This window comes from Nonomuraea sp. NPDC050547 (genome assembly GCF_044457345.1).
Taxonomy (GTDB): Bacteria; Actinomycetota; Actinomycetes; order Streptosporangiales; family Streptosporangiaceae; genus Nonomuraea.
In genome coordinates, this window is record NZ_JBITGW010000005.1 from 182,128 (window position 1) to 206,833 (window position 24,706).

Sequence of the window (24,706 nt, forward strand, 5' to 3'; positions counted from 1 at the left end):
TCTCACCCGTGGTTCTAACCGCACGGGTCGAGATCAACGGCAAAGCCCCGGCCACGATGTGGTCAGCGCCGGGCGAGCCTCAGCAGGAACCCGACCACCGCCGCGGCGTCGGACGACTTGGGCACCTCACACCAGCCACCCGGCTTGTCCGGCGCGGCGAACGGCGAGGGCAGCTCGCACGGCGGTGCCGGCGGTTTGGGGCGTTCGCACCAGGATCCGCTCATGCCTTCAGCGTACGTCGGCCCCCGCCACCGCCGCGAGCCTCCGGAGAGGATCCATCCGGTAAGCGTCGCCCCAACGGCGGCGTGCTGTCGGTTGCCGGCGGTAGCCTGCCGGGGTGCTGGTGGTGCATGGAGTGTGGGCGGGTGACGGGCTCGCCTTCTGGGCGGAGGACACCGAGGCGGTCGGAGCCGCGTCGCGTGGTGCCTGGCCACGGCCTCATCCGTTCGCCGCCGGGCATGAGGAGCTGGCCGCGCATCTCGGGCTGTCCGGCGGCGGGCACACGGTGATGGAGATGGTGCTGCCGGGCTCGGCCGCCGCCCCGGTGCCGTCGCCGGAGACCGGGCTTCTGGCCGACGGGATACGACCGCGGGTGCGCGTCTGGCGGGTGCCGGTCGTGGTGCCGGAGACCGGACGCTGTCTCGGCCTGCTCGGCTCCGGCGGGGCGACGGTGCGGTTCTGGGGCGTCGTGGCCGAGCTCGCCCGCGATCTCGTCCGGCGCGGCCGTGTCCTGCCCCAGCTCATCCCGTCCGGCGAGCACGCGGAATCCGCGGGCGGGGCGGACGTGGAGGAGGGGCCGGCCATGTGGGCCATCCCTCAGGACACCGCGCGGGCCCGTTGGCGGGCGGTGCTGACCGGGCAGGACGCGGCGCGGTTCCGGGAGCTGGCCTTGGCGATGCCGCCCGCCTGCCGTACCGGAGCCGTGGAGCGGGCCTCGGCGGGGGTGTTGCGCGCGGCGCTCGACCACTTCGCTGACGCCCACGTCAGGGCCAGGGTCCAGGAGCCGCTGGTGGCGCGGCCGCGCACGCTCAGGGATCGCTGGCTGGCCGCGCTCACCGGGCCCGGCGCCTCCTGCCCGGACGTGCCGGAGCTGCGCGAGGCGCTGACCGGGTGGTACGACGCGGTGGCGGCGGCCGACGGTTCGGCGCGCGTCAGCTTCCGCCTGGTCGAACCCTCCGCCGACGCCGATGACGGCGCCGATGACGGCGCCGGGGACGCGGCTTCGGGGAGTGACGACGGGTGGCGGGTGGAGCTGGCGTTGCAGGCCGTGGACGATCCGAGCCTGTACGTCCCGGCCGACCGGATCTGGCGGGGTGAGCCGCTGCCGGGGCTTCCTTCGCGGCCCGAGCGGGAGTTCCTGACCGGGCTGGGCAGGGCGGTGCGCCTCTATCCCGATCTTGACCCCGCCCTCCGGGTGGCCGAGCCGCGGGAGCTGGTCCTCGACACCGCGGGCGCGTTCACCTTCCTGCGGCAGGCGGCGCCGCTGCTGCAGGCGGCCGGATTCGGCGTGCAGCTGCCTCGCTGGGCCGGGCGGGCCAAGCTGGGGCTCAAGCTGACCACCCGCACCAAGAGCCAGTCGGCGGCGACCGGTCAGGGGTTCGGGTTGCGGGAGCTGGTCGACTTCCGCATCGATCTGGCCGTCGGTGACGAGAGCATCAGCGAGGCGGAGCTGGCGGAGCTGGCCCGGCTCAAGGTGCCGCTGGTGCGCGTGCGCGGGCAGTGGGTTGAGCTGGACGAACGCCAGCTCAAGGCGGCCCTGCGAGCGGTGGAGGGACGCAGGGACGGCGAGCTGAGCGCGGCCGAGATCCTGCGGAACGTCGTTCAGGGCGAAGACGACGAGCTGCCCCTGCTGGAGATCGACGCCGACGGCGTCCTCGGCGATCTGCTGTCGGGGCAGGCCGAGCGGCGGCTGACCCCGCTGGCCACCCCGGCCGGGATCGACGCCACCCTGCGGCCCTACCAGGAGCGCGGGCTGGCCTGGCTGAGCTTCCTGTCGGAGCTGGGGCTGGGCGGCGTCCTGGCCGACGACATGGGCCTGGGCAAGACGATCACCACGCTGGCGTTGCTGGCCCACGAGAAGGCTCAGGCCGTCCAGACCTCGCCGACGTTGCTCGTGTGCCCGATGTCGCTGGTCGGCAACTGGCAGCGGGAGGCGGCCAGGTTCGCGCCGGGGCTGAAGGTCTATGTGCACCACGGCGGCGGACGTGACGCCACCCAGGCCGAGGACGCCGATCTGGTGATCACCACGTACGGCACCGCCCAGCGCGACCTGGAGACCCTGAAAGGCCTCACCTGGCAGCGCGTCGTCTGCGACGAGGCCCAGGCGATCAAGAACAGCGGCACCCTGCAGGCCCGCGCCGTACGGGCGATCCCCACCCGCACCCGCCTCGCCCTGACCGGCACCCCGGTGGAGAACCACCTGGCCGAGCTCTGGTCGATCATGGAGTTCTGCAATCCCGGGATGCTGGGCACGCGTACCAGGTTCCGTTCCCGCTACCAGGAGCCGATCGAGGCCCGCCAGGATGAGCAGGCCACGCTCGCGCTCAAACGCGCCACCGGACCGTTCGTGCTGCGCCGCCTCAAGACCGACCGGTCCATCATCACCGACCTGCCGGAGAAGCTGGAGGTCAAGGAGTGGTGCTCGCTCACCCCCGAGCAGGCCTCCCTGTACCAGGCGGTGGTCGACGACATGATGGGCAAGATCGACGGCAGCGAGGGCATCGAGCGGCGCGGACTGGTTCTGGCCGCGATGGCCAAGCTCAAGCAGGTCTGCAACCACCCGGCCCACCTGCTGAAGGACGGTTCGCGGCTGCCGGGCCGCTCGGGCAAGCTGGCCCGGCTGGAGGAGCTGACCGAGGAGATCGTGGCGGAGGGTGAGAAGGCGCTGGTCTTCACGCAGTACGCGGAGTTCGGCACGATGCTGCAGCCGTACCTGGCCGCGCGGCTGGACCGCCCCGTGCTCTGGCTGCACGGCGGCCTGGCGAAGAAGGCGCGTGACCGGCTCGTCGACCGGTTCCAGAACGACCCGGAGCCGATGGTGTTCCTGCTCTCGCTGAAGGCCGCGGGCGTCGGCCTCAACCTGACCGCCGCCAATCACGTCATCCACGTGGACCGCTGGTGGAACCCGGCCGTCGAGAACCAGGCCACCGACCGGGCGTTCCGCATCGGGCAGCGCAAGAACGTCCAGGTACGCAAGCTGATCTGCGCGGGCACCCTCGAAGAGCGTGTGGACGAGATGATCGAGCGTAAGAAGGCGCTGGCGGAGCGGGTGGTCGGCACCGGCGAGGACTGGCTCACCGACCTGTCCTCCCAGGAGCTGCGCGAGGTCTTCCGCCTGGGCGCCGGGGCGGTGAGCTGAGGATGCCGGTCGGCAGGGACGGATGGTACGACGGCGGCCGGCCGATCGCGGTCGAGGGCGGGCTCAGGGCGCGCACCCAGCGCGGCACGATCGGCGCCTCGTGGTGGTCGCGCAGGTTCATCGACATCCTGGAGCGGGTGTGCGACAAGGGGCGGCTGTCACGCGGGCGCACGTACGCGCGCAAGGGCCAGGTGCTCTCGCTGGAGCTGGCCGCGGGCCTGGTGAGCGCCAGGGTGCAGGGCTCGCGCCCGGACCCGTACGAGGTGGCGGTCAGGGTCGAGGTGTACGCGGAGGCGCTGTGGGCCGAGCTGGAGGCGGCGATCGCCGGGCAGGCGGTGCACCGGGCCAAGCTGCTGGCCGGGGAGATGCCGGCGGAGATCGAGGAGGTCTTCGCCGCGATGGGCGTCGACCTGTTCCCGCGCGATCTGGACATGGAGTGCTCGTGCCCGGACTGGGGGTTTCCGTGCAAGCACCTGTCGGCGGTGCTCTACCTGCTGGCCGAGTCGTTCGACGACGACCCGTTCCTGGTGCTGGCGTGGCGGGGCCGTACCCAAGAGCAGTTGCTGGGGTCGCTGGCCGATGACGGCGGGGCGCGCGGCGACCCTCTGGGGGTGGCGGACGTGCCGTTCGCCGACCGGCTGGCCGACTTCTACGCGGCGGGCGCGAGCGTGCGGCGGCCCGAGCGGCGACCGGCGGGCGCGCCCGATCTGCTGCTGCGGTTGTTCCCGCCGCCCGAGGGGCTGGCGCACCAGCTCGGACCGGCCTATATCGGCATGGCCGCAGATCTTGAGGCACCCGCCGACGAGACCTAATATGAGGGCCCTCTCGCCCCGAAACCGGAGAGGACTCCTCGTGAGCTCACCCGCGTTAACGGCAAAGGTCTCCGGCGGTTGGACGGCACGGCTCGCCCTGGCCCAGCTCGGGCTGATGATGGGCTGGTTCACGCTGATCCAGATCGTGCTCCCCCAGCACATGGTGGTGGTGGACGACGCGAACAAGGAGGCGTCGCTGGCGGTGGTGTTCGCCGTGGGGGCGGCGGTGTCGATGGTGTCGAACGTGACGTTCGGCGCGCTGTCGGACCGCACCCGCGGCCGCTTCGGCAGGCGCCGCCCGTGGATCATGTTCGGCGCGCTGACCGGCGCCGCGGCCCTGGCGCTGCTCGGCACCCAGCAGACGGTGCTGGGCATGACGATCGGCTGGAGCCTGGTGCAGCTGACGTTCAACGCGGCGTACGCCTCGACGGTCGCGGTGGTGCCGGACCGGGTGCCGGAGTGGCAGCGTGGCCGGGTACTGGCGGTGGCGGGCGCGGCGCAGGCGGCGGGACCGCTGCTGGGCGGGCTGGTGGTGGCGCTGGTCGTCACCGGCGTGCTGCCGTCCTATCTGGCGATGGCGCTGCTGCTGCTGGCGACCGTGCTGCCGTTCGCGCTCGCGACCGGAGAGGGGCCGGTGCCGGAGACGGCCAAGGCCCGCTTCGACTGGCGCACGCTCTGGGTGAGCCCGCGCCGCCACCCCGACTTCGCGTGGGCGTGGGTGACGCGATTCCTGCTCAACCTGTCGATCTCGATGGGCACCGGCTACCTGCTCTACTACCTGCGTGACGCGATCGGCTACGAGCGGCTCTTCCCCGGGCACGGCGTGGACGAGGGCGTGCTCATCCTGCTGGCGGTCTCCACGGTGGCCGGCATCGCGCCCACGCTGTTGTCCGGCTGGCTGTCGGACAAGATAGGCAAGCGGCGCCCGATCGTCAGCGTGGCGGCGCTGCTGACCGCCTCGGCGGGGGTACTGCTGGCGTTCACCACATCCTGGCCGACGGTGATCGTGGCGGCCGTGATACTCGGGGCGGGCAGCGGCGCGTTCCTGGCCGTGGACCAGGCGCTGCTGACCCAGGTACTGCCGACCGACCTCGACCGGGGCAAGGACCTCGGCGTGCTCAACCTGGCCTCGGCAGGGCCGCAGGTGCTCGCGCCGGTGCTGGCCGCGCCGCTGGTCACGCAGCTGGGCGGCTATCCGGCCCTCTACACGGTCACGGCCGCGGTGGGCGTCGCCGGCGCTCTGCTGGTGTGGAAGATCCGCGGGGTGCCGTAGCGTCGGCGCATGCTGATGGAGACGGCCGAGCGGGTGGCGCGGGAGTTCGAGCTGGGCGAGGTGGCGGCGGAGCCGGTCTACGCGGCACGCGGCGAGCTGGGCCTGATCTGGCGGGTGGACACCGACCGGGGTTCGTGGGCGGTCAAGGAGTCGCTCATCGACGTGGCCGAGGACGACGCCGCCGCCGACGTGGCCTTCCAGCACGCCGCCGCCGCGGCCGGCGTGGTGCTCCCGGCTCCGGTCGTGGACCGCGACGGGCGGGTGATCCTGCGGGCGCGGCCGTACGACCTGAGGGTCTACGAGTGGGCCGATCTCGCCGCGGGCGAGATCACCGCCGCCCAGCTGGGCGCGGCGGCCGCGAGCGTCCATCGGGTACGGCACGCCGCCCGCGGCCCGGTGTCCGAGTGGTTCGCCGCCCCGCTGGGCGCGGAGGGGTGGGCGGGGATCGCCGGGATCTCGCGGCGCCAGGAGTGGGAGGACGCGCTGCGCACCTGGCTGGACGACCTGGTCGCGGTGGAGGCGGTCGTGGCCGTGCCGGATCCGGCACGGGTGACGACCTGCCATCGCGACCTCAACGAGGAGAACCTGCGCCTGTCCGCCCGAGGCGTGCTCACCGTCCTGGACTGGGAGAACTGCGGCCCGGCCGTGCCCGCCTGGGAGCTGGCCGCGATCGTGGCCCGCGACCCCGGGGTCTATCCCGCCTATGTGGCGGCGGGCGGGCCGGCCCGGGTGACCCGGCCGGAGGACTTCTCGATGCGCGTGGCCGTACAGGGGCATCTGCTGGAGTTCTACGCGCGGCGGGCGACCGATCCCGCGGAGGGTGAGGAGAACCGGGCGCGCTCGCGCGCCCGGCTGCGCGAGATGCTGACGCGGCCGCTCACGCTGGAGCGGATCTCAGCGATCCTCGAAGGTCTCCGGGACCATCACGCGCACCCCGTTGGGCACCACGCGCAGCCGGATGGGGGTGCGTAGGCGCACCTCGCCGTCGACGTCGGCGGCCATCGGCGGGTCGGTCTCCAGCAGCATCTCGCGGCCGGTCACGAACGGCCCGCCCGCCATGCTGCGCCAGCGGCCGGACGCCGCCCGCACGAGCGTCTCGCCGAGCAGGCGCAGCTTCTTGCCGGAGCCGAGCTGGTAGGCGACGAGCTGGCCGTTGTCGATGCTGATGTCCTTGGCCACCTGCCAGCCGCCGTGGAAGCGGCCGTTGGCGATGTTGAGCTGGTGGGTGAGGAGCTCATGGCGCTGGCCGTCGACGGTGATGAAGGCGCGGAACGGCCGGTGGCCCGGCAGGATCGTCAGCGCGGTCAGCGGGTAGGCGGGGCGGCCGATGATGCGCTTGAGCCACGGCTTGACCTTGCCGGCCACCTCGACGGAGACGCCGAAGCTGGCCAAGTTCGCGAACGGGCGGTCGTCGGCCATGCCGAGGTCGATGTCGGCGACCTTGCCGGTGGCGAAGACGTTGATCGCGCCGGCCAGGTCGAGCGGCAAGCCGAGGCTGCGGGCGAAGTTGTTGGTGGTGCCGAGCGGGAGCACGCCGAGCGCGACGTCGCGGTGGGCGATGTGGCGCACGGCCGACGACAGGGTGCCGTCGCCGCCCCCGACGATCAGCAGGTCGGGCTGGGTGGCCAGCGCCCTGTCGAGATGCTCGCGCAGCCGCTTGGGCTTGAGCACCGAGAACTCGGCGAGCGGTTCGAAGCCCAGACCGTGGATGAGGTCGAGCGCCTCGAAGTAGTGGCGGCGGCCTCGGCGTGAGCGTGTGTTGATCACCACGGCCACCCGGCGCTCGCGCCGGATGGCCGCGGTGTGCTCCGCCTTGGTCCTAAGGTCCGTCATGGTCCCTCATCGTAGGGCCGCCGGAGCGGCCCCTACGATCACTTCTTGGGCGCGACGACCTGGACGATGGCTCCGAGGTTGCCGGGCAGGGGGCTGACCAGCCTGAACTGGACGCCCAGCGCCTTGCCCTCGTCACCCGGGTTGCCGGTGCCGAGCTTGTGGCCGTGGCCCATGTCGGTCCCGTACAGGTCGGTGGCGGGAGTGCCGTCGAAGTTGACGACGCGCGTGCTGTACTGCTGGTCGCCCTTCGCGGGGACGACCGCCGAGGCGTCGAAGTCGCGGTAGAACAACGAGCCGTTCTGCAGCTCGAAGCCCGGGTACCAGGTCTTCGCGTCGGTGAAGTTCGGCACGCCCTTCAGCGGGGCGATGTCCGAGCAGTACTGGCTGAACGGCTCGTCCGGCGCCTCCAGGCACTCCTTGAACGGGTAGGTCTTGTTGAAGGAGAACGCGGCGTTGGAGGTCTGGGAGCGGCCTTCCAGGTTCTTGTTGCGGCTCGGGTCCTTGGCGGCCGCGGTCCCGGTACGGCGCAGCGGCTCGTAATGGGAGTCCACGACCAGCAGGCTGCCCTTGGCTCCGATGCTGGGCAGCTGCTCCAGGCTCGGGATGATCACATTGTTGGTGTAGGTCGAGTCGCGGAGCCAGACCAGCAGGCCGGGCGCGTTGTACTTGACCTTCTGCACATTCCACGCGCCGTCGCGCGAGTAGGTGGTGTCGTAGGCGTACTGCAGGCCCTTGTCGAAGCCGTCGAAGTTACGCCACTCGGCGAGGTAGAAGCGGGAGATCTCGCGCGAGCCGTTGTTCACGGTCCAGCCCTGACCGCTGGTGTTGGTGAACGTGCCGCCGGTGGCCTTCCAGCCGTTCTCGCCGCCCTCGACGTCGTCGCTCCACACGGCGGTGCCGGCGTTGGTGAGCTGGAAGTCGTCGGCGTGCCAGCCGCGCGGGGTGGAGGCCGCGTCGGTGTTGTAGGCCAGGCGCAGCTTGACGGTCTGGCCGGCGAACGGGGTCAGGTTGACGTAGTCGTGCCGCCAGCCGTCGGTGTTGCCGGTGAGGCCGTACTTCTTGTTGCCGAACGTCTTGAGGTTCTTGTTCGGGTCCGGGTAGTCGTCCGGGGTGGTGACTTCCTGGCCGGCCTCGTTGAAGACCTTCTGCTGGGTCCAGGTGTTGCCGCCGTCGGTGGAGACCTCGACGAAGCCGTAGTCCCAGTCGGCCTCGATCTCGTAGTTGTTCCACATCCAGAAGCGCAGGTCGCTTCCGGCGGGCACCTGCACGTCGCGGGTGACCTTGACGTTGGCCCACTCCTGGTCCATGCCGGACCACCAGGCGTTGGTACCGCTGTGGGCGTCGATCATCTTCAGCGGCTGGCTGGCCAGGTTGACGCGGATGCCGTCGGCGGTGAACTTGGGCGTGCGCGAGGACTGGCCGACGGTGACGAGCTTGCTGGCGTCACCGGGGTTGAGCGTCTTGGGGTTGGCCCAGCCGAGGACCCACTTGTCCCACAGGCCCATGTGCGTCGGCATCGACTGGAAGATCGGGCCGGAGTGCGAGCCGCTGGACATCAGGTCCCAGAAGTCGACGGCGGAGCTGCCCGCGCCGCTGGTGTCGTACAGGTCGGGCAGGCCGAGGTCGTGGCCGTACTCGTGGGCGAAGACGCCGACGCCGGAGTCCTCGGGCTGCACGATGTAGTTCGAGATCTTCTTGTCGGTGCCGGGGACCTGGTAGCCGCCGGCGACCGCGCTGGAGTGCGCCCAGATCGCGTAGGTGCCCTCCTTGCCGCCGTCGGAGGACTTGTCCTTGCCGGCGTGGACGAGCACGAGGTGGTCGATCACGCCGTCGGGCTCGGCGAAGTTGCCGTCTCCGTCGGCGTCGGAGGTGTCCTCCTGGTCGTACTCGGCCCAGTTGAAGCCGGGCTGCGTCTGCGCCAGGACGTTGACCGCGTCGATGGCGAGCTGGCCGGCGCCCAGCGGGTTGTCCGGGTGGCCGGACATGTCCTGGGGAGCGCCACCGCAGGCGGCCGCGCCGTACCACGCCTCGGAGTGCGGGGCCTTGATCCAGCCGACGGCGGAGCCGGTGACGGAGTAGGCGCCCTTGGACATCTCCTCGTACATCTTCTTCATGGTGTGGCCGGAGATGTCGATGCCGGGGCGGCCGTCGCGCGGGTCCTTCAGATCCTTGCGCACCCGCTCGGTGATGCCCTTGTCGGTGTAGAGCATCTTGTTGAAGTGCGCGGGGCTGAAGTCGGGAACCCAGAAGGAGTTGTTGTCCTTCTGGGGCAGGCTCGCCGGGTCGGGGATGTTGTTGTGGAGCGGGCCGTTCATCTTGGTGCCCGGCGGCTCCACGACGCAGTCCTCGGGGGCGCTGTCGGGCGTGCGCAGGCGGTTGTAGCCGGAGAAGTCGTCGTTGGCGTTCTCGTTGAACTCCACGAGCAGCGTCAGCAGCTTGGCCGTCTTGGTCTGCTTGGATTTCTTGAAGATCCAGTCGGCGGGGTTGCGGCCGGTTCTGATGGCCTCGTTCTCCCGGGCGGCCAGGACGCGGCCGGCGACCGGGTTGCCGCTGGTGAACTTCTGGTCGAACTTCTGCGCCGGGGAGAGGCTGCGGGCGGCGGGCGAACCCGGCGTCGGCGGCTCCTCGAGGGTCTTCTCCACCCGGGGCGGTGCGTAGTTGATGTAGGCGTCTGCCGCGCTGGGGACATACCTCGCGATAGAGGCGTCCGCTGGTGCGACGGCGAGTCCCGTGGCGATGAGGGTGATCGCGGGGACTGTGGCTAAGTAGCGTCTGCTTGGCACAAAGCGGACGCTAAGCCCAAGGTCAAGTGATCGTAAAGCCCTTTCGGGAAATGTGATGTATCAGTGGGGAATTTCAGAACAGCAGAAGTACGGCTAGAGTGCCGCCCGCAATAGCGCCGCCATAACAGAGCAGCGCGATGAACAGGTCGAATCTGGCCACGCCCAGAAGTTCCTCACTGGTGTGCCGGATCCGGTGCGCCGCGTGGAACAGGCACAGGACGACGAGGGCCACCAGGGCCAGCCGTACCGGAACCGGGTCAAGAAGCGCGGTCAGATGCGGCGTGGACGGCCAGGCGAGCACACCGAGCGGCATGAGCACCCCGAACAGCAGCACCAGCACGGGCAGCAGGAGCGCGGCCACCACTCCCCCGCCGCTGAACAGCAGCCACAGATACGGCTCGGCCGTGCGCCGCCGGCTCATGGCGTCCTCAGCACGAAGTAGGCGATGACCGCCGAGATCAGCAGCCAGGCGGAGTGGTTGCCGCCCTGGATCATCCAGGCGGGCAGGCGGTAGCCGTCCAGCCGGACGACGGTGGCCTTGGGGGCCAGGTTCAGGAACGTCACCGCGTGGAAGGTCGTGGCGGCCAGCGCGACCACGTTGAGCGCGATCACCCACGGCTGCCCGGCGAAGGCGGCCGGGTCGCCGCCGTTCAGCACGGCGTCGATGACGACCATCAGGAAGACGATCGCCCACGCCACGAACACGCTGGTCAGCTCGCGCGCCACGAACAACGCGTAGGTGCGGTTGCGCAGGAACCACGCGTGGTCGCGCGGCGGCCGGTACGCCGTCGTCATCGCCTGCTCCAAGGGAGGATGGACCGCATCGCGGCCGTGACCTTGTAGCGCTGGATCGCCTCGGCCGGATCGACGTGCTTGGGGCAGACCCGGGTGCATTCACCGACGAACGTGCACCCCCACACCGCCTCGTTCAGGTTGAGCAGGTCGAAGCGGTCGCCCATGTCGCGCGAGTCGAGCTCGTAGCGCTGGGCCAGCGCGATCGCGGCCGGGCCGAGGAAGTCGGGGTCGAGCACGTAGACCGGGCAGGCCGAGTAGCAGAGCATGCAGTTGATGCACATCGAGTACTGCTTGTACGCCTCCAGCTGCGCCGGGGTCTGCGCGTGCTCGGTCGTCAGCGGCAGCTCCTCGCCCTCCCTGATCAGCCACGGCTTCACGTGCCGCAGCTTGTCGAGGAAGTCGTCGACCTCCACCACCAGGTCGCGGATGATCGGGAAACCCTTGAGCGGCTCGATCCTGATCGGTCCGTCGCCGAACTCGGTGAAGAACGTGCCGCAGGTCAGCCGGGGCTCGCCGTTGACGTTCATGCCGCACGAGCCGCAGATGCCCATCCGGCACGACCAGCGGAACGACAGCGTCCCGTCGAGCTGGTCCTTGATGTAGTTGAGCCCGTCGAGCACCGCCCAGTCGTCCATGAGCGGCACGTCGAAGCTCTCCAGCACGGGCGCGCTGTCGTGCCCCGGCCGGTATCGGGTGACTTCGAGAGTGATGGTGCGCGTGGTGGTCTGGCGGGCCTCGTGGTGTTTCGCCTCAGTCACGGCCATAAACCCTTTCGCCGGGAGGCCAGCGGGTGATCGTCACGGGCAGCAGCCCGACGGACGGCGCGCCGTCGGGCGCGCGGTAGACGAGCGAGTGCGCCAGGAACTCCGTGTCGTCGCGCGCCTCGTAGTCGGTGCGCTGGTGCGCGCCGCGCGACTCGCGCCGGTTGAGCGCGCAGGCGGCGATCGTCTGGGCCACGTCCAGCATCGTGTGCAGTTCCTGGAGGTTGATCAGCTCGGTGTTGAACGTGGCGCTGGTGTCGTCCATCCGCGCGCCGTCCGCCCGCTCGCGCAGCTCGGCCAGTGTGTCCACGGCCTTGGCCAGCTCGGCGCCGGTGCGGTAGATCCCGGCCGCGCCCTCCAGCGTGTGCTGCATCCGCTCCCGCAGGTCGGCGATGCGATCGCCGCCGTGGTTGCCCTCCCGCGCGCGCTCCAGCCGCCGCCGCTCGTCCTCCCCCTGCGCGCGTACGGCGGGCGGCTCCGCCTGCCGGTGCGCCCGGGCGAAGGCGGCGGCGGCCGTACCGGCTCTGCGGCCGAAGACGAGGATCTCGGGCAGCGAGTTGGAGCCGAGCCGGTTGGCGCCGTTGATGCTGACGCAGGCGGTCTCGCCCGCCGCGTACAGGCCGGCGATCGGGGTGGCGCCGTCCAGGTCGGTGTGGACGCCGCCCATCACGTAGTGCACGACCGGGCGGACCGGGATGAGGTCGGTGGCCGGGTCGAGGTTCTGGTAGCTGCGGCACAGCTCGCGCACGAACGGGATCCTGGCGTCGATCTTGCCCTCGCCCAGGTGGCGCAGGTCCAGGTAGACGACGGGGCCGTAGGGCGTCTCGACGGTACGGCCGCGCCCCTGCTCGTGCACGAACGCCTGCGAGAGGCGGTCGCGTGGGCCCAGCTCCATGCTGCGCAGCTTGGGCTTGTCCGTCGGCTTGCCCAGGTCGTAGTCCTGCAGGTAGCGGTAGCCGTCCTTGTTGATCAGCCAGCCGCCCTCGGCGCGGGCCGCCTCGGTGATGAGGATGCCGGTGAACGGCAGGCCCGTCGGGTGGTACTGGATGAACTCCATGTCCTTCAGCGGCGCCCCGGCCCGGTAGGCCAGGGCCATGCCGTCGCCGGTCTTGATGGCGGCGTTCGTGGTGAAGGGGAAGACCCGGCCGCAGCCGCCGGTGGCCAGGATGACGGTGCGGGCGGCGATGGTCTCGATGCGCCCGGTCCTGATCTCGACGGCCACGACGCCGTGGACGCGGCCGTCGTCGACGATCAGCCGGGTGACGTACCACTCGTCGTAGCGCCGGATCTCCCCGTACTTCATGGTGGTCTGGAACAGGGTGTGGAGCAGGTGGAAGCCGGTCTTGTCGGCGGCGTACCAGGTGCGCTCGCGCTTCATCCCGCCGAACGGCCGCACCGCCACCCGCCCGTCGGCCTCCCGGCTCCACGGGCAGCCCCAGTGCTCCAGCTGGATCAGCTCCTGGGGCGCCTCGGCCACGAAGGCCTCGACGGCGTCCTGGTCGCAGAGCCAGTCGCCGCCGGAGACGGTGTCGTAACAGTGCTCGTCCAGGGAGTCCCCCGCCGCGATCACCCCGGCGGCGCCGCCCTCGGCCGAGACCGTGTGGCTGCGCATCGGGTAGACCTTCGACACGACCGCCACGCTCAGCTCCGGGTCGGTCTCGGCGACCGCGATGGCCGCGCGGAGCCCGGCGCCGCCCCCTCCGACGATGAGCACATCGATCATGGGCGTCACTTCCCGTGGTCGGGTTCGATGGGGTCCTTCACCCGCTTGCCGTCGTGCCGGATGGCGGACAGATGGATGCTGCCGTCGTGGTATTCGTGGCGGATCCTGCGGCAGCCGCACTCGAAGAACTGATCCCTGATGACCAGGCCGTAGCCGTCGTCGTCGACGAGGCGCTCACCGCCGGACCGCTTCCCGCAGGGGGCCTGTTCTGGAGTGAAGGGGATTTTGGTGCCCGTCATCGCCGATCTCCCTAGAAAGGCGAAATGTCATCTCCACACAAGCACCACGAGGACCTCCTGAATAGGTCAGATGTCTCTCTCGGTTTGCGCCTGCTCGGCCGCCGGGGCCTGGACCGGCGCAGGCTCGCGGGGATAGTGCAGGTCGAAGGCGGGGCGCTCGGAGCGGATCGGCGGGATGCTGACGAAGTTGTGGCGCGGCGGCGGGCAGGACGTCGCCCACTCCAGCGAGTTGCAGTAGCCCCACGGGTCGTCCAGGGTGACCTTCGCCCCGTGCCTGGCGGTCTTCCAGACGTTATAGAGGAACGGCAGCGTCGAGGCGCCGAGCAGGAACGCGCCCACCGAGGAGATCTCGTTGAGCGTGGTGAAGCCGTCGGCCGCGCCGAAGTCGGCGTAGCGGCGCGGCATCCCGAGCGTCCCCAGCCAGTGCTGGATCAGGAACGTCGTGTGGAAGCCGACGAAGAGCGTCCAGAAGTGCACCTTGCCGAGCCGGTCGTCGAGCATCCTGCCGGTCATCTTCGGCCACCAGAAGTAGAAGCCGGAGAACATCGCGAACACCACCGTGCCGAAGACCACGTAGTGGAAGTGGGCCACGACGAAGTAGGTGTCGGAGATGTGGAAGTCGAGTGGCGGCGCGGCCAGGATGACACCGGTCAGCCCGCCCAGCAGGAACGTCACCAGGAACCCGACGGCGAACAACATCGGCGTCTCGAAGCTGAGGTGGCCCCGCCACATCGTGCCGATCCAGTTGAAGAACTTCACGCCGGTCGGCACCGCGATGAGGAAGGTCATGAAGGCGAAGAACGGCAGCAGCACCTGCCCGGTCGGGAACATGTGGTGCGCCCACACGGTCATCGACAGCCCGGCGATCGCGATCGTCGCCCCGACCAGCCCCATGTAGCCGAAGATCGGCTTGCGGCTGAAGACCGGGATGACCTCGGTGATGATGCCGAAGAACGGCAGCGCGATGATGTAGACCTCGGGATGGCCGAAGAACCAGAACAGGTGCTGCCAGAGCATCGCCCCGCCGTTCTCCGGCGCGAACACCTGGGTGCCGAGCTTGCGGTCCGACTCCAGCACCAGCAGCGCCGCCGCGAGCACCGGGAAGGCCATCAGCACGAGCATGCTGGTCAGCAGCGTGTTCCAGGTGAACAGCGGCATCCGGAACATGGTCATGCCCGGCGCCCGCATGCCGATGATCGTGGTGATGAAGTTGACCGAGCCGAGGATCGTCCCGAGCCCCGACAGCGCGAGACCCATGATCCACAGGTCGCCGCCGAGCCCCGGCGAGTACGTGGCGGTCGACAGCGGCGTGTAGGCGAACCAGCCGAAGTCGGCCGCGCCACCCGGCGAGACGAACCCGGCCAGCACCATGATCCCGCCGAACAGGAAGAGCCAGTACGCCACCGCGTTCAGCCTCGGGAACGCCACGTCCGGAGCCCCGATCTGCAACGGCATCACCACATTGGCGAACCCGGCGAACAGCGGCGTCGCGAACAGCAGCAGCATGACCGTGCCGTGGATGGTGAACAGCTGGTTGTACTGCTGCTGGCTGACCAGCTGCATCCCCGGCTGGGCCAGCTCGGCCCGCATCACCATGGCCATCAGCCCGGCCACGAGGAAGAACACGAACGAGGTGATCAGGTACAGGTACCCGATGACCTTGTGGTCGGTGGTCGACATCCAGGAGACGATCACGGTGCCCGTACGGCGGCGCCGTACCCGCTCGATAGAGGTCTCGCGGACGGTCGTCACGGCAGCTCCCTCCGACGCGGTGCCCCCGATGACCCCATTCCACGCCAACCGCAGCATTGGCGCAATTACCCTTGCGAAGATCGGCTGACGGAAGGGTCAAAGATGAAGCGGGTCGCGCTGGTGTGCGCCGGGGTCGTGGTGGCGGGGATGTTCACGGGGCAGACGGCGCAGGCGAAGCCGTCCATCCCGAAGAACTTCCTCCTCTACGAGAAGCAGGCGCGCGAGGACGCGGGCGGCGCGCACTGGATCCTCGTCGAGGGCGCCAAGCACGAGGACGTCTGGAACGCGCAGTGCCGCCCGGCGACCCTCAAGGGCTGGTCGGCGCGGCGGGACCTCACCTACGACACCGAGATCGGCGGCGGAGAGAAGACCAACGCGATCCGCGGCGAGCAGGTGTTCGTCTTCACCGGGGCGAGCGGGGCGCGGGCGATGATGGCCGGGATGCGCAAGCTGATGAAGGGCTGCGCGCAGATCAGGGCGAGCGCGCCGCGGATCGGCGAGGAGGCCGTGGGCGGGGTGCTGAAGGTCAAGGGCAAGATCCCGCAGACGCAGCAGTTCGTCGCGGTACGGCGGGGCGCGGCCGTGGCCCTCTACTGGGACCTGGCCAACGCCGCCAAGCCGCTGCGCACGATGGCGCGGCACGAGCGGGACGCCAGGCGGATGGCGGCCAAGTTGTGCGCGATCGGCGGCTGCTGACCCGCGGCGGCCCGGCTTCTTCTATCCTTCGTAACGAATCGATCGGAGGAGATCACGTGAACGCTCAGCGCGACTACGACACCCTGGTCAGCCGGGGCCTCAAGCTTGACCTCACCAGGGGGAAGCCGTCGCCGCGCCAGCTCGATCTCGCCGACGCGATGCTGACGCTGCCCACGTCCCACGTCGCGAGGGACGGCATGGACGGGCGCAACTACGGCAACCTGCAGGGGCTGGCCGAGCTGCGGGAGTTGTTCGGGCCTGTGCTGCAGGTCCCGGCGGAGCAGCTGGTGGTGGGCGGCAACTCCAGCCTCACGCTGATGCACGACACGGTGGTGCACGCGCTGCTGAGCCCGGTGCCGGGCGCGCCGGTGCGGTGGGTGGAGGCCGGCGAGATCACCTTCCTCTGCCCTGTTCCCGGGTATGACCGGCATTTCACGATCTGTGAGCGGTTCGGGATCAAGATGGTCGCGGTGCCCATGAACGCCGACGGGCCGGACATGGACGTCGTCGAGCGGCTCGTGGCCGAGGACGCGAGCGTCAAGGGCATGTGGTGCGTGCCGAAGTACAGCAACCCCTCGGGGATCGTGTACGGCGACGAGACGGTGCGGAGGTTGGCGTCGATGCGTACCGCCGCCCCCGATTTCCGGATTTTTTGGGACAACGCCTATGCGGTGCACCATCTGACCGAGGACCACGCCGAGATCGCCGACCTGCTGGCCCTGAGCGCCGCGCACGGCAACGCCGACCGGGTGTTCGTCTACGGCTCCACGTCGAAGGTGACGATGGCGGGGAGCGGGGTGTCGTTCTTCGGCTCGTCACCGGCGAACGTCACGTGGTTCCTGGCCAACACGGCCAAGCAGTCCATCGGGCCGGACAAGATCAACCAGCTGCGGCATGTGGAGTTTCTGCGCGATGGCGCCGGGGTGGCGGCGCACATGCGCAAGCACGCCGAGCTGATCGGGCCGAAGTTCGCGATCGTGGACCAGATCCTGTCGAAGGAACTGGCCGAACTCGCCTCGTGGACCAGCGCGAAGGGCGGGTACTTCATCACCCTTGAGGTGCCGCACGCCGGGCGGGTGGTGGAGCTGGCCAAGAACGCGGGCATCGCCCTGACGCCCGCGGGCGCCACCCACCCGTACGGCCACGACCCGTCCGACCGGTTCATCCGGATCGCCCCGACCTTCCCCAGCCTGGACGAACTCGAACAAGCCATGCTCGGCCTCGTCACCTGCATCCGCCTGTCCGCGCAGTGATCGCCACGCAGTGATCGCCGCGCAGTGATCGCCGCGCAGTGACGGCCGGCTGAGGCCGCTTTACCTTCTGCTGTGCCCTTGTCCGTTACGGCGCAGCCCAGTGGGCGCCTCCCGCCGTCGCGGGCTCGCATCCGTGCGGGGTCGGCCGGCAGTCTGACGTGGTACCCGCCGCTACGGCGGTTCGCCGGCAGGGTTCCGTGCCCTGGGTGAGTCGCCGTACCGGCGCGCCGGACACCACCGCCGGACTTCCCGCCGTCTCGGCGCGGAAGAGCGAAAAGCAGGGGTTTGCCCGCGAGGACCTGACGCTCCGTAGCCGCCCCATCCCGGCCCTCACCCTGCCCCGCCTCCAGCCTCCCGGCCCTCACCCTGCCCATGGTTCAGTCTCTCGGCCCTCAGCCCGCCCATGGTTCAGTCTCTCGGCCCTCAGCCCGCCCACGGCTTCTAGCCTCTCGGCCCACGGCCCCCGGCTTTTGGTCTCTCGGCCCGTGGCCCGCCCCTGGATCGCCCCTTGGACCGCGGCGTACCAACGCCGCCTGGGCGGGTGGGTGGAGCTTGGGGCGGGTGGTGGGGTGGTCAGCGGCGGAAGCCGAAGATGTATTCGCGGGTTTCGCTGGGGTGGAAGGACACTCCCACTCCGGGTTCGAAGGCGGCGTTGTCGCGGGTGCAGTAGTACAGGCCGTGCCAGACCTCTATCGCGCGTTCCCTCGCCGGGGTTTCGGCGTCGTCGCGTTTGCGGGCACCGTACGAGCCGACGACGAAGAACGTGCCGAAGATCCAGAAAAGGCCGGTCAGGCAGAACGGCGCCAGCAGTACCTCGCCCCAGGACGCGTTTCCGCCCATCGCGATGACCAGCGCGACCACCAGGTGCACCAGCGCGGCGCCCAGCAGCATGAGGTAGCCCTGGTTGCGGGCCCATGGCGTGTAGTGGCGGCTGGGGAAGGAGAGCCAGACCGCGAGCTGGGTCCGGCTCATCGAGCGCTTGGAGACGCCCAGGGCGGGTGCGGTGGGCAGGTCATGGACCTGTTTGTCGCCGGGCAGACGTACCCGGCCGATTTTGTACGTCGTGCCGGCGGCGACGACCCCCGGCACCGAGGCCACCTGATCAGCCTGGGAACACACCGGGCACGTCACATCCACCTGGTGCAGTCTGGCCGGAAGCCGTGGCCAGCGCAAACCGTAAGGTTCTCCTGTGAGCGTGATTGATACCTTGATCGACCGCCTTCCGGACGGACGCGTACTTACCGACCCTGATGTGATCGACTCCTACGCCCGGGACAAGACGTTCTGTGAGCCGGGCAAGGCTCTCGGCGTGGTTCTCGCCGGGTCGCGTGAGGACGTGGTGACCACGCTTCGGTGGGCCAGTGAGCACCGGGTTCCCGTGGTGCCGCGCGGCGCGGGGACGGGGCTGGCCGGGGCGGCGACGGCGGGCGACGGTTCGATCGTGCTCTCCCTGGCCAGGATGACGGCCATCCGCGAGCTGTCGCCGGCCGACGAGATCGCCGTGGTCGAGCCGGGCGTGATCACCGCCGACCTGGACCGGGCGGCGCGTGCGCACGGCCTCATGTACGCGCCCGACCCCTCCTCCTACGAGATCTCCACGATCGGCGGCAACCTGGCCACGAACGCCGGCGGGCTGCGCTGCGTCAAGTACGGCGTGACCCGCGACTCCGCGCTCGGCCTGGAGGTCGTGCTGGCCGACGGCCGGGTGCTGAACACCGGCCGCCGCACGATGAAGGGCGTCACCGGCTACGACCTGACCGGCCTGTTCGTCGGCTCCGAGGGGACGCTCGGGGTGATCACCGCGGCGACCGTACGCCTGCGCAGGGCACCCGAGGCGCCGCCGGCGACGTTCGCGGCCGAGTTCGGCTCGCTGCGCGAGGCGGGCGCGGCGGTGTCGGCCATCATGGCGGCCGGCTGCCAGCCGTCCCTGCTGGAACTGCTCGACCGCGCCACGCTGGAGGCCATCGACGACATGCGCAGCATCGGCCTGGAGGCGGCGACGATGGCGATGCTGATCGGCCAGTCCGACGCCACCGACTCGGCGGCGGCCGTCGCGCGCATGCAGGAGGTCTGCGAGGCGCACGGCGCGGCGTTCGTGGCGGTCTCGTCGTCTCCGGCCGAGGCCGAGGAGCTGATCGGCGTGCGCCGCATGGCCTACCACGCCAAGGAACGCCTGGGCGCCTGCCTCGTGGAGGACGTGTGCGTGCCGCGCTCGGTCCTTCCCGACATGATCGGCGCGATCGAGGCGGCAGCCGTACGGCATGGCGTGAAGATCTGCACCGTCGCCCACGCGGGGGACGGCAACCTGCACCCGGTCTTCATCTTCGACCGGGGCGCCGCGGAACCCCCGCCCGAGGTGTGGGCGGCGGCCGACGAGGTGTTCACCCGCGCGCTCGCGCTCGGCGGCACGCTGACCGGTGAGCACGGAGTGGGGCTGCTGAAGAAGCGGTGGCTGGCGTTGGAGACGGGCGAGGTCGCGGAGGAGATTCATCACGGAATCAAGGCGGTTTTCGACCCGCTGGGCATCCTCAACCCCGGCAAGGCCATCTGACCCCTTTTCCGGTACGGCCACGCCTGGTCGGCCCCCGGATTTCGGGCTGTCCGGCTCGCCGGAATGATCGGGTAAACGGCGTCTTGACTGGCGGGCGGGTTGCGTGAGCGCCGGGTTAAAACGTGAAAGATCTCTCAGGTCGGCAGACGCACCAAGTAGCACACTGGTAGCGTTTTGCCCCATCTATTGATGACTTATGGGGGTCCGACGTGAATCAGTACCAGCCGTTGGCGGCGGACGACCCGCGACGGCTGGGTGCGTACGACATCGTCGCCCGGCTCGGCGAGGGTGGCCAAGGCATTGTTTACCTGGGCAAATCTGACTCCGGTGAGCAGGTCGCGGTCAAGCTGCTGCATCATGCTCTGGCCGCCGATCCGACCGCTCGTGACCGGTTCCTCCGGGAGGTCGCGGTCGCCCAGCGGGTGGCCCGGTTCTGTACCGCTCCGGTGCTTCATGCCGATCTGGAGGGCAGCCGGCCGTACATCGTGAGTGAGTTCGTGGCCGGGCCGTCGCTGCGTCAGCTCGTCGACCAGGAGGGGCCGCGCCGCGGCGCGGCGCTCGAACGGCTCGCCATCAGCACGGCCACCGCGCTCGCGGCCATCCACCGCGCCGGGATCCTGCACCGGGACTTCAAGCCGGCGAACGTCCTCATGGGGCCCGAGGGTCCCGTCGTGATCGACTTCGGTATCGCGCGGGCTCTGGACTCTCCCGGCGCCACGGCCACGGGGATGGCCATGGGGACGCCGTCGTACCTGGCTCCCGAGCAGTTGAGCGGCGCTCCGGTGTCCGAGGCGGCGGACGTGTTCGCGTGGGGCGTCACGATGGTGTTCGCCGCGTCCGGGCGGCCCGCGTTCGGGTCCGACTCGATCCCGGTGGTCATGAATCGGATCCTCCACCAGGAGCCCGAGATCGTCGGGCTGGACGGGACGATGGCCGAACTGGTGGCCGCCTGCCTGTCCAAGGACCCTGCCGTCCGGCCGACCGCGGACCAGATCATCGTCCGTCTCACCGGCCAGCCGGTCCCCCGCGCCGCCGTCGAACCCGTCACCGGCCCCACGGCCCAGGTCCGCCCCATCCCGGACAGCTCCCTGCCTGTCACCGGAGCCCAGGCCGTGCCCGGCCCGCAGCCGACGGCCGGTCCGCACGGCCCCTCCGGCCCACAACCCGTGGCCGGTATGCCCATGGGCGGCGCCGGTATGCCCGTTTCCGCCGCTAGCGCCCCTTCCGGCCCTCAGCCCGTCGCCGGTGCTCAGGCGGCGTCCGGTGCGGCACCCGGGCCGAACACGCCAGGACCGCATCCCTCCGGACCCCACTCCCCCTCCGGGCCTCACGCTCCTTCCGGTCCTCAGGGTCCGGCCGGGCCGCAGGGTCCCGGGCAGGCGCATCCTCAAGGCGGGCAGCAGGGGCCGGGCCAGCCGGGGATGTTCGGGCCGCCCGGCGTACCCCCGCAGGGTCACCCCACCGCACCCGGACAGCGCGGAGGGCCGGGACCCGGTGTGCCCACGCAGGGCGGGCCCATGGCGGCCGCGGTCGCCGGGCAGCAGGGAGGCAACGGCGGCAAGGCCGACCCCGCCTCCCGCGGCCGCCGGACGCTGACCTACGCGCTGTCCGGCGTGGCCGCGGTGGCGCTGCTCGTCGTGGGCGGTGTCGTCATCGCCGCGCAGAACGGCCAGACGCCGGTCACGCTGGTCAACGCCCTCGGTTCCGACGAGTCGCCGACCCCGGCGGGCGACGGTCCCGGTGATGCCGGGCAGCAGCAGCCGCCCGTGGTGACGGATCCGCCCGCCGTACCGTCGAACGACCCCACGAAGGGCGAGCCCACCGAGCTGCTCCCGAGCGAGGACCCGACGTTCGAGGAGCCGTCGCTGGAGACGCTGCCGGAGCCGGTGCAGTCCAGGAACCAGCAGCCCAACCCGACGAACCCGCCCAAGCACGAGACGCGCCCGTCGGAGAAGCCCTCCTCGAAGAAGCCCACCACCACGCCCAGCAAGTCCGAGAACCAGGTGGACCCCGGCGGCGAGACCACCGACCCGCCGTCCGGCCAGCCCAAGCCCACCACGAAGCCCACCACGAAGCCGACGGCCAAGCCCAAGCCGACCCCGAAGCCGACGATCAAGCCGACCCCCAAGCCGAACCTGTACACGGTCGGCCAGGTCTGCGGCGCCGGCTACAAGACGGTCAACTCCCACGCGCTGGGCGACAAGGCGACCATCTACCTGATGTACAACTCGGCCCAGGGCAAGAACTGCGTCGTCACGATGTCGCGCCTGATGTACACGACCAAGATGCCGATGAACGCGATCCTCCAGGTCAAGGGCGGCGCCTCCGGCTCGAACCCGGGCTCGTTCACCGCCTACGCCGGCCCGGTCCGCCTGGCCGCGCTCAAGAAGTGCGTCATCTGGGGCGGTTCCTGGGGCAACCTGTCCTGGAAGTCCGGCTGGAGCCACTGCGGTTAGACCCCCTCCCGGCGGCGCCGCTCCCCTCTCCGGGGTGCGGCGCCGCCGTTATTTCCGCCCATGTGCCGTGAGGTGATTGCCGGCAGGGTCTTCCGCCGGCCAGGACGGCGGCCGTAGGGTAGTTGACGTGATCGTCAAGTCTGAGGTGCTGACCGCCCGCGGCCGCAGGACCAGAGCCGCTCTGGTCGACGCCGGCCGGGAGGCGTTCGCGGCGCAGCCGCTCGACGCCGTCCGCATCGACGACGTGTGCGCCCGCGCGGGCGTCTCCCACGGCACCTTCTACACGTACTTCGACTCCAAGGAAGCCCTGTTCAGGGAGGTCGCCGGGGTGGTGGTGGGCGAGATGTTCACCGCCAGCGTCGTCGGCCCGGCGGCCTCCGGCGCGCCGTACGAGCGGATAGAGGCGGCCAACCGCCTCTACCTGCGCGCCTGGGCGGCCAACTCCCGCCTGGTCAGGATGCTCGAACAGGCCGCCACCACCGACGAGAGCTTCGCCGGCCTGCTGCTGGAACTGCGTGAGGTGTTCGTACGGCGGGGCGCCGAGGGCCTGCGGCGCCTCCAGGACCAGGGCCTGGCCGACCCCACGCTCGACCCCAGGCTGACCGCGATCATGCTGGGCGGCATGGTGGAGCACTTCGCCCACGTCTGGCTGGACCTGGGCGAGCACGCCGACGAGGCGGCCGCCGTGGACCTGCTCACCAAACTCTGGGCCCGTGCCATCGGCTTGACGCCGACGTCAACTTCACCTCCTCTCCGCCCCGACGCGTTCACCGGCCGTCATCCTGCCGAGCCACTTCCGCCTCCCGGCGCAGACCCCCTGGAGCCGTCCCGATGATCACGAGCAGGCTGGACACGGGCGGCGCGGACTACCGGGAGCGGCGCGCGGCGATGCTCGCCAAGCTGGCCGGCCTGGACGCCGAGCACGCCAAGGCCGTCGCGGGCGGGGGTGAGAAGTACGTCGACCGGCACCGCAAGCGTGGCAAACTCCTCGCCAGAGAACGCATCGAACTCCTCGTCGACCCCGACTCGCCGTTCCTGGAGTTGTCGCCGCTGGCCGCCTGGGGCAGCGACTTCCCGGTGGGCGCGAGCGTGGTGACCGGGATCGGGGTGATCGAGGGCGTCGAGTGCGTGATCACGGCCAGCGATCCGACGGTCCGGGGCGGGGCGTCGAACCCGTGGACGTTGAAGAAGACGTTGCGCGCCTCGGAGATCGCCCTGCGGAACCGCCTGCCGTACGTGAATCTGGTGGAGTCGGGCGGGGCGGACCTCCCGACGCAGAAGGAGATCTTCATCCCGGGCGGGCAGATCTTCAGGGAGCTGACGCGGCTGAGCGCGGCGGGCGTCCCGACGATCGCGCTCGTGTTCGGCAACTCCACGGCGGGCGGCGCCTACGTGCCCGGGATGAGCGACCACGTGGTGATGGTGAAGGAGCGCGCGAAGGTCTTCCTGGGCGGTCCGCCGCTGGTCAAGATGGCGACCGGCGAGGAGTCCGACGACGAGTCGCTGGGCGGGGCGGAGATGCACGCGCGCACGAGCGGCCTGGCCGACTATTTGGCGGTGGACGAGCATGACGCCCTCCGCATAGGCCGAAATATCGTGAAATCGCTGCGCTGGCGCAAACTCGGCGCCACCCCCGGAACCACCCATGACCCGAAATATCCGGCTGACGAGCTTCTCGGCATCGTCCCCGAGGACCTCAAGATCCCGTTCGACCCCCGCGAGGTCATCGCCAGGATCGTGGACGGCAGCGCCTTCGAGGAGTTCAAGCCCCTCTACGGCCCCTCCCTCGTCACAGGCTGGGCCACCCTGCACGGATACCCGATCGGCATCCTCGCCAACGCCCGCGGCGTGCTGTTCAGCGAGGAGTCGCAGAAGGCGACGCAGTTCATCCAGCTCGCCGACCAGTCGCGCACCCCGCTCCTCTTCCTCCAGAACACCACCGGCTACATGGTCGGCAAGGAGTACGAGCAGGGCGGCATCATCAAACACGGCGCCATGATGATCAACGCGGTCTCCAACTCCAGCGTGCCGCACCTGACCGTCACCATGGGCGCCTCCTACGGCGCCGGCAACTACGGCATGTGCGGCCGCGCCTACGACCCGCGCTTCCTGTTCACCTGGCCGAGCGCCAAGTCGGCGGTCATGGGACCGGCCCAGCTCGCCGGGGTGCTGTCCATCGTGGGGCGGGCCTCGGCGACGGCGCGCGGCCTGCCGTACGACGAGGAACAGGACGCGGCCATGCGCGCCCTGGTCGAGGCGCAGATCGAGGCGGAGTCGCTGCCGTTCTTCCTGTCGGGCCGCCTCTACGACGACGGCGTCATCGACCCCCGCGACACCAGGACCGTGCTGGGACTGTGCCTGTCGGCGATCAACAACGCGCCGGAGCCGGAACCGCAGAGATATGGGGTGTTCCGTCCATGA

General features: G+C 70.4%; 20 protein-coding genes. 10 read left to right on the forward strand and 10 right to left on the reverse strand.

The annotated features are described in order from the left end of the window. Nucleotides 1-62: 62 nt before the first annotated feature. Nucleotides 63-224 carry a hypothetical protein gene (locus ACIBHY_RS14690; protein WP_397243182.1) on the reverse strand — a complete coding sequence of 54 codons (162 nt, stop codon included), beginning with the start codon at nt 222-224 and terminating at the stop codon, nt 63-65. A 113-nt stretch (nt 225-337) separates the two neighbouring features. On the opposite strand from ACIBHY_RS14690, the gene ACIBHY_RS14695 reads away from it, so the two are divergent. Genes ACIBHY_RS14695 through ACIBHY_RS14710 form a run of 4 tightly spaced genes read left to right on the forward strand, consistent with a single transcriptional unit; the run spans nt 338 to nt 6,415 of the window. Continuing rightward, a complete protein-coding gene (locus ACIBHY_RS14695; protein ID WP_397306901.1) occupies nt 338-3,358 on the forward strand; it encodes a DEAD/DEAH box helicase in 3,021 nt (1,006 codons plus the stop codon). Nucleotides 3,359-3,360: 2 nt separating this feature from the next. After that, nucleotides 3,361-4,170, forward strand: a complete 810-nt coding sequence (locus ACIBHY_RS14700; RefSeq protein WP_397306902.1) for an SWIM zinc finger family protein — start codon at nt 3,361-3,363, stop codon at nt 4,168-4,170. A gap of 40 nt (nt 4,171-4,210) precedes the next feature. Further along, entirely contained in the window at nt 4,211-5,443 is a 1,233-nt protein-coding gene (locus ACIBHY_RS14705; protein ID WP_397306903.1) for an MFS transporter, read from the forward strand. A 9-nt stretch (nt 5,444-5,452) separates the two neighbouring features. After that, nucleotides 5,453-6,415: a phosphotransferase family protein gene (locus tag ACIBHY_RS14710; protein WP_397243174.1), complete on the forward strand. Its 963-nt coding sequence runs from the start codon at nt 5,453-5,455 to the stop codon at nt 6,413-6,415. Here ACIBHY_RS14710 and ACIBHY_RS14715 read toward each other — a convergent pair. From ACIBHY_RS14715 to ctaD, 8 genes are all read right to left on the reverse strand, one after another. Beyond that, the gene (locus ACIBHY_RS14715; RefSeq protein ID WP_379613317.1) at nt 6,338-7,276 is read right to left on the reverse strand and encodes a diacylglycerol/lipid kinase family protein; all 939 of its coding nucleotides are present in this window, start codon (nt 7,274-7,276) and stop codon (nt 6,338-6,340) included. The genes ACIBHY_RS14710 and ACIBHY_RS14715 overlap by 78 nt on opposite strands. A 38-nt stretch (nt 7,277-7,314) precedes the next feature. Continuing rightward, nucleotides 7,315-9,918 (reverse strand): immune inhibitor A domain-containing protein, encoded by a 2,604-nt coding sequence (locus ACIBHY_RS14720; protein ID WP_397243172.1) that lies wholly within the window; start codon nt 9,916-9,918, stop codon nt 7,315-7,317. A 214-nt stretch (nt 9,919-10,132) separates the two neighbouring features. Then, a complete protein-coding gene (gene frdD, locus ACIBHY_RS14725; protein ID WP_397306904.1) occupies nt 10,133-10,480 on the reverse strand; it encodes a fumarate reductase subunit FrdD in 348 nt (115 codons plus the stop codon). After that, a complete protein-coding gene (locus ACIBHY_RS14730) occupies nt 10,477-10,854 on the reverse strand; it encodes a hypothetical protein (RefSeq protein ID WP_397243168.1) in 378 nt (125 codons plus the stop codon). Before ACIBHY_RS14730 ends, frdD begins: the two co-directional genes overlap by 4 nt. After that, nucleotides 10,851-11,612, reverse strand: coding sequence for a succinate dehydrogenase iron-sulfur subunit (sdhB, locus tag ACIBHY_RS14735; RefSeq protein ID WP_397243166.1), 762 nt, complete (start codon nt 11,610-11,612; stop codon nt 10,851-10,853). Before sdhB ends, ACIBHY_RS14730 begins: the two co-directional genes overlap by 4 nt. After that, on the reverse strand, nt 11,605-13,338 hold the full coding sequence (gene frdA / locus ACIBHY_RS14740) for a fumarate reductase (quinol) flavoprotein subunit (RefSeq protein ID WP_397243164.1): 1,734 nt from the start codon (nt 13,336-13,338) through the stop codon (nt 11,605-11,607). The genes sdhB and frdA overlap by 8 nt, the downstream gene beginning before the upstream one ends. A gap of 5 nt (nt 13,339-13,343) precedes the next feature. Beyond that, nucleotides 13,344-13,577 carry a hypothetical protein gene (locus ACIBHY_RS14745; RefSeq protein WP_184962500.1) on the reverse strand — a complete coding sequence of 78 codons (234 nt, stop codon included), beginning with the start codon at nt 13,575-13,577 and terminating at the stop codon, nt 13,344-13,346. A 66-nt stretch (nt 13,578-13,643) separates the two neighbouring features. Beyond that, nucleotides 13,644-15,329, reverse strand: a complete 1,686-nt coding sequence (gene ctaD, locus ACIBHY_RS14750; RefSeq protein WP_397243162.1) for a cytochrome c oxidase subunit I — start codon at nt 15,327-15,329, stop codon at nt 13,644-13,646. 102 nt (nt 15,330-15,431) lie between these two features. Here ctaD and ACIBHY_RS14755 point away from each other — a divergent pair, with 102 nt between their 5' ends. Beyond that, on the forward strand, nt 15,432-16,025 hold the full coding sequence (locus ACIBHY_RS14755) for a hypothetical protein (protein ID WP_397243160.1): 594 nt from the start codon (nt 15,432-15,434) through the stop codon (nt 16,023-16,025). A gap of 56 nt (nt 16,026-16,081) precedes the next feature. After that, nucleotides 16,082-17,278 carry an aminotransferase class I/II-fold pyridoxal phosphate-dependent enzyme gene (locus ACIBHY_RS14760; RefSeq protein ID WP_397243158.1) on the forward strand — a complete coding sequence of 399 codons (1,197 nt, stop codon included), beginning with the start codon at nt 16,082-16,084 and terminating at the stop codon, nt 17,276-17,278. Between the two features lie 573 nt (nt 17,279-17,851). Here the strand turns inward: ACIBHY_RS14760 and ACIBHY_RS14765 are convergent. After that, nucleotides 17,852-18,376, reverse strand: a complete 525-nt coding sequence (locus ACIBHY_RS14765; RefSeq protein ID WP_397306905.1) for a hypothetical protein — start codon at nt 18,374-18,376, stop codon at nt 17,852-17,854. A gap of 91 nt (nt 18,377-18,467) precedes the next feature. Here ACIBHY_RS14765 and ACIBHY_RS14770 point away from each other — a divergent pair, with 91 nt between their 5' ends. The 4 genes from ACIBHY_RS14770 (at nt 18,468) to ACIBHY_RS14785 (ending at nt 24,706) form a co-directional block, all read left to right on the forward strand. Then, nucleotides 18,468-19,829, forward strand: coding sequence for an FAD-binding oxidoreductase (locus ACIBHY_RS14770; RefSeq protein WP_397306906.1), 1,362 nt, complete (start codon nt 18,468-18,470; stop codon nt 19,827-19,829). 209 nt (nt 19,830-20,038) lie between these two features. Further along, complete coding sequence (locus ACIBHY_RS14775) at nt 20,039-22,285, forward strand: protein kinase (RefSeq protein WP_397306907.1); 2,247 nt, start codon at nt 20,039-20,041, stop codon at nt 22,283-22,285. Between the two features lie 127 nt (nt 22,286-22,412). Further along, complete coding sequence (locus tag ACIBHY_RS14780; RefSeq protein ID WP_397243152.1) at nt 22,413-23,120, forward strand: TetR/AcrR family transcriptional regulator; 708 nt, start codon at nt 22,413-22,415, stop codon at nt 23,118-23,120. Next, a complete protein-coding gene (locus tag ACIBHY_RS14785) occupies nt 23,117-24,706 on the forward strand; it encodes an acyl-CoA carboxylase subunit beta (RefSeq protein ID WP_397243150.1) in 1,590 nt (529 codons plus the stop codon). Before ACIBHY_RS14780 ends, ACIBHY_RS14785 begins: the two co-directional genes overlap by 4 nt.